The sequence below is a fragment of the Stieleria sedimenti genome (assembly GCF_025060895.1).
GTDB classification, from domain to species: Bacteria; Planctomycetota; Planctomycetia; order Pirellulales; family Pirellulaceae; genus Stieleria; species Stieleria sedimenti.
This window is the reverse complement of record NZ_JANZKV010000310.1, coordinates 1-8902: the sequence shown is the minus strand read 5'-3', so window position 1 is coordinate 8902 and position 8902 is coordinate 1. Positions and strand designations below refer to the sequence as shown.

Sequence of the window (8902 nt, the reverse complement as noted above, 5' to 3'; positions counted from 1 at the left end):
TCTCGCCATTTTTTAATTTTTAAAACCCTTCGACGAATTTCGTCGAAGGGTTTTTTTATGGGCCGATTGCACGCCCTCCTCCGCCGAACTGTACGCCGCCCCTTCCGCGCCCGCCGCCACCGCCGCGGGCGGTGCCCGCATTCGGGTCGCCGGTCGGGGTCTGTCCGCCGGTCGGGGTCTGTCCGCCGGTCGGGGTCTGTCCCCGGTTCGGCCGGTGCTGCCGATAGGACCAATGGGACAGATAGGACTCATAGGTCGCATCTGTCCCATTCGTCCTATTCCCCCTGGTCAGCGCCCGGGGTCTGTCCCCGGTGGGCGCGGCCGGTGCTGCCGATAGGACCAATGGGACAGATAGGACTCATAGGTCGCATTTGTCCCATTCGTCCTATTCCCCCTGGTCAGCGTCCGGGGTCTGTCCCCGGTGGGCGCGGCCGGTGCTGCCGATAGGACCAATGGGACAGATAGGACTCATAGGTTGCATCTGTCCCATTCGTCCTATTCCCCCTGGTCAGCGTCCGGGGTCTGTCCCCGGTGGGCGGCGCGCCCGGAGGGCCATCGCCCTTTGGTTGGGGCGACAGCTACAGCGAGCCGCCCCAGCCGAGTTTTTCTCGCAGGGTACGGTAGTCGTTTTGGCCGGGGACCGAGAGCATTTCAAACGTGCTGTCGGAGCGCCGCACCTGGACTCGGTCGCCGGGCAGCAACCTGCTGAGAATTCGCCCGTCGACGACGACGCTGGTGGATTCGTTCGGCTCGCTGACGGTGAGCTCGAACACGGTGTCTGCCGAATCGACCAGTGGGCGGTAGGTCAACGTGTGGGGGCTGATCGGCGAAATCACCACGGCGTGTAAGTTGCGTCGCAGGATCGGTCCGCCGGCGGACAAATTGTGTGCGGTCGAACCGACCGGTGTCGCCAGGATCAGGCCGTCGCAGCGATACCGTGTCGCCAGGTTGCCATCGGCAAACAGATCAATTCCCAGGATCTGGTACGGCGGTCCGCCGAGCACCGCGACCTCGTTCAAGACGAGCTGCTGGCAGATGGTGTGGCCGTCTCGAATCAGACGGACTTCCAGCATCAAGTGGTCGATGACTTCGAACGCACCGCAGCAGACGCGGGGCCAGACCTCCAAGAAATCGTCGGGCGAGAGTGCGGCCAGGAAGCCGAGGTTTCCGCAGTTGATGCCCAGCACGGGGATTTTCTTTCCGGCGAGTTGCCGGGCGGTTTGCAAGATCGAACCGTCGCCGCCGAGCACGATGACCAGGTCGATGTCGGGGTCATCGAAACCGTATTCGAAATGAAAGTCTTCGGCAACGATCTCGGCGTGCTGGGCGATCAGCGGCCGCAAGCGGATTGCTTCGCTGCGGACACGTTCGCGATCCGGAGCACCGATGATCACCACGCGGGGCACATTCCGGTCGCCGTTGGGCCAGGTTCGGTTGTTGGAACGCGGTTGGGCGGGGTTGAGCGTCATGGGTTGCCTAGCATAGCAGTGGTCGGAGTCCGTGTGGCGTAGGCTTCCAGGCTGGCGCCCCGGAATCGACAGGCTGGAAGCCTATCCCACTTTCGACTGACTTGCTCAGGCGAAGGTTGACGTCGCCGGTGCCGCTTGTCGGCATCGCTCGGCGATCGCTTGGGGGCTGAGTCCGCATTGGTGCAACAGTTCGTTGCGGTCTCCGTGCTCGACAAAGCTATCGGGAAGCCCGAGGGTCTGGACGCCGCGTGTGTCGAGTCGTTGGGCGACGGCGGATTCCAGGAACGCCGATCCGAAGCCCCCCATCACCGCATTTTCTTCCACAGTCAGGATGAATTTCCCGGTTTCGATCGTCTGTCTGACCATCTCGTCGTCGATCGGTTTGGCGAATCGTGCGTTGACGACGCACAGATCCAGTTCGCCTTCGAGCATCTCGGCCGCGGCGAGTGCGTTTTCCAGCATCGCACCGAAGGCGACGATCGTTCCGTCATGGCCGGGGCGAATGACTTCGCTTTTGCCGAGTTCGATGTCGGGGGCGGCCTGGTCGCGTTGCAGTGCCGAAGCTTTGGGGTAGCGGATACTGCAGGGGTGATCGTGATCGAGTGCGAAGCGAAGCATCATTCCCAGTTCTTCGGCATATCCGGGGGCCATCACGACGAGGTTGGGGAACAGACGCATGTAGCCGACGTCATAGACGCCGTGGTGCGTCGGTCCGTCCGGGCCGGTCAGTCCGGCGCGATCGAGCATGAAGACGACCGGCAGGTCTTGTAGCGAGACCTCTTGGAAAATCTGGTCGTAGCTGCGTTGTAAAAACGTGCTGTAGATGTCGACGATCGGCCGCGCGCCGGCCTTGCATTGACCGGCGGCGAAGGCGACCGCGTGCGATTCACAGATGCCGACGTCGAAGAACTGTTTGGGGAATTTTTCGCGGACCGGTTCCAGTTTGTTGCCTTGGCACATGGCCGCGGTAATCACGGAGACCTTTTCGTCGGCGGCCATCGCTGCGCTGATCGCATCGCGGGCGTGCACGGTGAACGGGGGCAGGCCGTCGCTGTGCCGGGGCACCGGTTTGCCGTCTCGGTCTTCGAAGGCCGGCGGGGTGTGGAAGAACACTGGGTCGGCGGCGGCGGGTTTGTATCCATGGCCCTTTTCGGTGACGACGTGCAGCAGGACCGGGCCCTTCATTTCTCGGACCATCGCCAAGTACTTGCGGACCAGCGCGATGTCATGCCCGTCGATCGGCCCGACGTAGCGGATGTTTAATTCCTCGAACAACATGCCGCCGACCAAGCCGGCTTTGACGCCTTCCTTCAACTGGGCCAGAAACCGCTCGGCCGGATCGCCGAACATCGGGATCTGTTCCAGCAGTTTGCCGACTTCGCTTTTCAAGCCGGTGTAGTACGGGTTGCTTCGCAGGCGGTCCAGGTACCCGGCGACGGCGCCGACACGATGGCAAATCGACATCTTGTTGTCGTTGAGCACGATCGTCAGATCGTCTTCCAGGTGGCCGGCGTTGTTGAGCGCCTCGAACACGATGCCGCTGGGGAAGGCCCCGTCGCCGATCACCGCGACCGTCCGGCGGTCGGGTTGGCCGACCATCAAGTCGCCGCTGCGCAGTCCGACCGCGGTGCTGACGCTGCAGCCGGCGTGGCCGGTCATGAACAAGTCGTACTCGCTTTCCTGCGGGTTCGGGTATCCCATCAAGCCGCCCTGTGTGCGAATCGAGGGAAAGCTGTGGTAGCGGCCGGTGACCAGTTTGTGCGGGTAGATTTGGTGGCCGGTGTCCCAGATCAGGCGATCGGTGCGGAAGTCGAATTCACAGTGCAGGGCCAGGCAGAGCTCGACGACGCCCAGGTTGGACGCAAAGTGCGCCGTCCGGGTAGCCAGCAGGTTGCAGAGCACGTCACGGATTTCGTCAGCGGCCGACTCCAATTGCTGGGGCGAAAAATCTCGCAGCCCTGTCGCGTCTTTCAAGCTTGCCAGCAGGGGATGTTTTGGGTCGTTCAATTTGGCTTCCTTTTGAGATGTCGGTCGAGCGGGTCAATCCGTGGTTACCGCATCAAGGTGATTGCTTGAAATCAGTGGGTGCGAGCGAGGACGTAATCTGCCAGACACTCTAACCGCCAAGCCGGCGGACCTAAAACGGTCAGGTGTGATTTTGCGGATCGGATCAAGTCGCTGGCGAAGGCTTGTGCGTTGGGGAGCCCCAGCAGTCCGGGGTACGTCAGTTTTCCGCGATCGCTGTCTTTTCCGACGCGTTTTCCGAGGTTGGATTCGTCAGCGGTGTGGTCCAGCAAGTCGTCGACCACCTGAAATGCTAATCCGAGATCGGCCGCAAAGTCGGTCAGGGCCTGGGATTGTCGATCGCTGGCGCCGCACAAAACGGCTCCCAGTTGAAGCGACGCGGTAAACAGGGCACCCGTTTTGCGTCGGTGAATCGATTCCAGGAACGCGAGTCCGGCGCGTCCGTCTGGATTACGGGGGGGGCTGCCGCTCGGTTCATTGGGCCGCTGCCAGGCAGATGGCGGCTGGCCAGATGAACGCAGGCTGGCCGATTCCAGTTCGGCGGCGACCTCGGCGGGCAACTGCCCCGACTCGGCGGCCAGGTCATCGGCTTGGCCGCCGACGAGCTGTTCGGGGCCGGCGGCGTTGGACAGCAGTTCGACGGCCAGGGCACGTCGATGCAGATCCGCCACGTTGCGGCACAGGTACGAGATTGCCAGGGGCTGCAACGCGTCTCCGGCCAAAATCGCGGTGGCTTCGTCAAAAGCGATATGGACCGTCGGCCGTCCGCGGCGGAGATCGTCGTCGTCCATCGCGGGCAAATCGTCGTGAATCAGCGAGTAGGCATGGATCATTTCCACGGCGACCGCGCCGGGCATCGCCTCCTCGATCGACCCGCCACAGGCTTCGGCCGCCATCAGGACCAGGGCCGGACGGAGCCGTTTGCCGGGGGCCAGCACGGCATAGCGGATCGCATCGGCCAGCCGATCCGGGCAACCGCTGCCGAATTGGCACGCCGCCTGAAGCGATCGTTCGATGGCGGGCAGAAGGTCACCGAGTGCTTGATCAATACCCGGCTCGGTATCTTGCGCGTTGGTTTGTTCGATCGGAGAGGCGGGCAAGGCTGGCACTGGGGCGAAAAGGGGGTGAACAGTAATTATCCACACACTGTACAGCTTAAAAAAGCCCCTCGTTTTCGTCCACGTCGCTGACCGGCCCGCGCGTCTTTCTGGCCGGCTTTCGACCCGATGCGGAGCGGCCGCTGCTGGCGGGGGATCTGCTGGCGGGGGTTCTGCTGCCCTCTCCGGTGTCCACCGGTTCGACCGACGCCGTCCCGTCTTCATCGACGCTGGTCAACACCGCGATCCGTTTTTCCGCTTGCTGGAGGACTTGGTGGCAAAGCTTGATTTTTTCGATGCCGCGTTCGTACTGGACAAGTGATTCGGACAGTCCGAGCTCCCCGCCTTCGAGCATTTCGACGACGGTTTCGACTTCCGCGAGTGCCGATTCGAAGTCGACTTGGGGTCCTGGTTCGCCCCTGGGGGAGGTCGATTCACTTGATTTCTTCTTCGCCATGATTCCGCCGATCGCCGTGCTGATGTCGTTGAAGGGGGCGATGCAGTGCCGCCTGATTCGCCAATTCTCGCGATGTGGCGGCGTTTGTCGAGTTGTCTATGCGTCGCGTTTGGGCGTCACCCGATCCAGCCGCCTCCGAGGACTTGGGTGCCGTGGTAGACGACGGCGGCTTGGCCGGGCGCGACGGCGTCGACGGGGCGATCGAAGTGAACGGTGAATCGCTCCGGAGATGCCGGGTCGACATCGACCGATGCCGGTTGCGGGGAGCCGTTGTAGCGGATTTGGACCGACAGCCCGCCGGCCCCGGATTCGGACGCGGCCAGGCGGCTGAGCGATTCCGGCGCGACCAACCAATTTGCATCCCCGGCCGAAAGTTGCCCGCACGCCAGCGATTCCTTCTCGCCGAGGACCACTTGATTGGTTTCGGGGTCGATGCGGATCACGAAATGGGGCGTGCCCAGGGCGACCCCGAGGCCTTTTCGTTGGCCGATGGTAAACGCTTCATAGCCGTCGTGCGTGCCGACGATCCGGCCGTCGGTGGTGACAAAGTCGCCGGCCGTGGTGCCGACCAGTTCGGGGCGACGAGCTTTGACAAACTCGCTGTGGTGGCCTTGGGTGACAAAACAGATTTCCTGGCTATCGCGTTTTCCGGCGACGCCCAGTTGGAGGCTTTCGGCGACCTTGCGGATTTCGGTTTTTTGGTAATCGCCGACCGGCAGCAACATTCGTGGCAAACGGCTCTTGCCAATTCCGAACAGCGCGTAAGACTGATCTTTGTGGCCGTCCAATCCGCGGTGCAACTGGCCGTCGATCATCCTGGCGTAATGGCCGGTGGCGAGAAAGTCAGCTTCGACACCTGCGGCGTAGTCGAACAGTCGGCCGAACTTGATCCAATGATTGCATTTCACGCAAGGATTCGGTGTGCGTCCATTCAGGTAGTCATCGACAAAGTAATCGACGATGCGTCGAAAGTCGGCTTGCAGATCCAGTGCGTAGAAGGGGATGCCGAATTTAGCGGCGACGCGTTTGGCGTCGGCGGCATCACTGGCGGTGCAGCAGCCCTGTTTGTGGTCGGCACGCCCGGCCGCCAGGCCCCCCAGGACGGGCAGCGACGGGGCTGAAGCTTGGCCCGCCGGAACGGATGGCTCCGCGCCGCGTTCCACCTTGCAGACTTCGCTGGACTCCTCGCCGTGGCGCATGAATACGCCGATCACCTCGTGTCCGGCCTCAAGCAACAGATGTGCCGCCACACTCGAATCGACTCCCCCACTCATCGCCAGGACCACGCGTGCCATGTATAGTTTTCAACCTCTCTGGAAAGTCTTCTCAATGTCAAGTATTCGTCGTGATCGGCGAAAAGGATGTGATCACTGATGGACGCGGAACTGGTTCAGCGCAGTGAAAAAATCGAAAAACGCCTGAAGCTGCTCGCCGAGTCCTTGGACCATCACGGCAAGGCGGGGCAGATCAAAAAAATCGAAGCCAAGATGGGCCAGCCGGATTTTTGGGACGACAATGAGTCGGCTCAAAAAACTGTCGGCGAGCTCAAGGCTCTCAAAGCCATTGTCGGCCCGATGAACGAATTGTCCAGCAGCGTCGAGGACTTAAGCGTCTTGATGGAGATGGCGGACGAGGACGAATCGGTTGCCGCCGAAGTCGGGCAGGAACTTTCGCGATTGGAAAACATTCTGGATGATTTGGAGCTGAAAGCGCTGCTCGATGGCCCCAACGACAGCGCCGGGGCGATTTTGACGATCAACGCCCGCGATGGCGGGACCGATGCCAACGACTGGGCCGACATCATGCTGCGGATGTACTCCGCTTGGGCGGTCAACCAAGACTACAAGATCCAACTGCTTGACCGGCACGAAAACGAAGAAGCCGGCATCAACAGCGCCTCGGTCGCCATCCGTGGGCCGATGGCCTATGGCTACCTGAAAGGCGAGCAGGGCATGCACCGGTTGGTTCGCATCAGCCCGTTCAACAGCGAAGGCAAGCGGCAGACCAGTTTTGCCGCGGTCAGCGTCGCGCCTGAAATCGATGATTCCATCGAGGTTGAAATTGAAGAGAAGGACGTTCGGACCGACACCTTTCGCGCCAGCGGTGCCGGTGGCCAGCACGTCAACAAAACCGACAGCGCCATTCGTCTGACTCACATCCCCACCAATACGGTGGTGCAGTGCCAAAGCGAACGCAGCCAGCACCAGAACAAGGCCAACGCTTGGAAGATGCTCCGCGCCAAAATGGCCCGATTGGAAGAGGAGCGACGCGAAGCGGAAACGGCGGCGAAGTATAGCACTCAGGCCAGGACCGGTTTCGGCAGCCAGATTCGCAACTACTTCTTGCACCCCGACCAGCGCGTCAAGGATGCCAGGACCGGACACTACGTCGGCAATTTCAACAGCGTCATCGACGGCAGCGAACTGCAGGGCTTTCTGGATGCCTTTTTGCGTTGGCGGGCCGGTGGAAAGACCGCGGTCACCGCCGATGAGGATTAAGTGATCGCCCGCGCGCCGTCAGCTTCATGACAGAATCCCACCATAATGGTGTGGTCCTGTTTGTCAAATTGACGGCTTGTCGGATCATGGCTGTGAATTGATGGGTGTTCCCCGCTTAATTTGCTCGACAGTCTGTGCTGGTTGGCTATAACGGAGGTGCAGACATCGTCAGCAGGGAAAACAGATCGAATCAATGAGCGGATGATCCCTTTCACTCTTTTGTGCATCATGAAGCAGCCCGCGACCGAAGGTTGTAATGGCAAGGAGCTTCATGACGAGGGGATTGACCGCTCGCTCTAATAAGAACTGGAGCTTGGCTATCATGGACATGATTAGTCAAACCGAGCGGGCGAGTGACCTTGACAGGTCTCGCGGCGTTGAATCCGGCCCCCGAGTGGTCAGCGGAGACGCATCGACCGAGGTGCAGGTGAAGCCGGTTGTGGTGTCCGAATCAGGCGTGGTGTCGGCTGCGGTCGCAGCGTTCGAAGCATCGCACCAGTTGCGGCTTGTCATTCGCGGGACGATCGCAGTCTTGTGTGTCGCGGCGGTGTTTTTGTTTCTCTATTTCCCGGATCACTCGGGGGTCGCCACGTTTCCGCTGCCGATGTTGGTGATCGCGTTTGCCTTGCTGCGATTCTTTGCGAAGGTGCTTCACCTAGTCATCGACACGGCCAGCCGGTCGGGGCGGGCTGGCTCATCGCAGACCAAAGCATCTCGTGCAACATCGCGAGCAGCGGCATCGCACTGGAGTGTCGCGTTGGCGGCGTCGGCATCGGACTATCTGTTCAAAGCTCTGATCGCGTTCGTGTTGTCGATGACGGTGGTTGTCGGGGCGACCTATGAAATCCCGCTGCTTGGGATCGTGGCTGCACTGACGCTGCTGGTGGCAACCCTGGTGAATCGTCCCTGCCGCGGTTTGTTTCCTGACGCGTCGCAGGAAGAACAGCGCGACCGTGTGAGGCGGCAGACCCGTGAATCCTTGGCCTGCGCGGCGCTGGAGTCGCAGTACGTCCCGGCGGCTTCCTTTCAACGACGTGAATTGCGACGCGATCCACCGCATTCGCCGGCGTCAGAAAACACTCCACCCCAAGACACTGCCGAGCAGGAGGTCTACATTGAATTCGATGAGACCGACGACGACGCGTTTGACGGGGCCTATCACGACGATTCCCTTGCGGACGCTTCGGCACAACTGCGAGTGATCACCGAACGAGTCGGCTGACACCCGATGCCAGCTGCTTCGACACCCGCCGGGGGGCGTTGGTTAGCGGTAGGGCGCGAGCCCTCCGGTTTTTCACGGTGTTTTTGAAGCGCAACCGGAGGGCTCGCGCCGTTCCGCTAACACCTTCCGAGCCA

7 protein-coding genes are annotated in these 8902 nt (G+C 61.4%); 2 read left to right on the top strand and 5 right to left on the bottom strand.

Annotation, left to right across the window (positions count from 1 at the left end):
• Positions 1-578 precede the first annotated feature (578 nt).
• The 5 genes from NZK35_RS31565 to mnmA form a co-directional block, all read right to left on the bottom strand.
• Positions 579-1469 (bottom strand): NAD(+)/NADH kinase, encoded by an 891-nt coding sequence (locus NZK35_RS31565; protein WP_259636519.1) that lies wholly within the window; start codon positions 1467-1469, stop codon positions 579-581.
• A gap of 105 nt (positions 1470-1574) precedes the next feature.
• Positions 1575-3476, bottom strand: coding sequence for a 1-deoxy-D-xylulose-5-phosphate synthase (dxs, locus tag NZK35_RS31560; protein ID WP_259636518.1), 1902 nt, complete (start codon positions 3474-3476; stop codon positions 1575-1577).
• A gap of 71 nt (positions 3477-3547) precedes the next feature.
• Positions 3548-4594: a polyprenyl synthetase family protein gene (locus NZK35_RS31555; RefSeq protein WP_407699859.1), complete on the bottom strand. Its 1047-nt coding sequence runs from the start codon at positions 4592-4594 to the stop codon at positions 3548-3550.
• Positions 4595-4649: 55 nt separating this feature from the next.
• Positions 4650-5048, bottom strand: coding sequence for an exodeoxyribonuclease VII small subunit (xseB, locus tag NZK35_RS31550; RefSeq protein WP_259636517.1), 399 nt, complete (start codon positions 5046-5048; stop codon positions 4650-4652).
• Positions 5049-5164: 116 nt separating this feature from the next.
• The gene (gene mnmA, locus NZK35_RS31545; protein ID WP_259636516.1) at positions 5165-6343 is read right to left on the bottom strand and encodes a tRNA 2-thiouridine(34) synthase MnmA; all 1179 of its coding nucleotides are present in this window, start codon (positions 6341-6343) and stop codon (positions 5165-5167) included.
• 78 nt (positions 6344-6421) lie between these two features.
• Here mnmA and prfB point away from each other — a divergent pair, with 78 nt between their 5' ends.
• Together prfB and NZK35_RS31535 are read left to right on the top strand one after the other, a co-directional pair.
• Positions 6422-7546 carry a peptide chain release factor 2 gene (gene prfB / locus NZK35_RS31540; protein WP_323379687.1) on the top strand — a complete coding sequence of 375 codons (1125 nt, stop codon included), beginning with the start codon at positions 6422-6424 and terminating at the stop codon, positions 7544-7546.
• A gap of 322 nt (positions 7547-7868) precedes the next feature.
• Positions 7869-8768, top strand: a complete 900-nt coding sequence (locus NZK35_RS31535; RefSeq protein WP_259636515.1) for a hypothetical protein — start codon at positions 7869-7871, stop codon at positions 8766-8768.
• Positions 8769-8902: the final 134 nt, after the last annotated feature.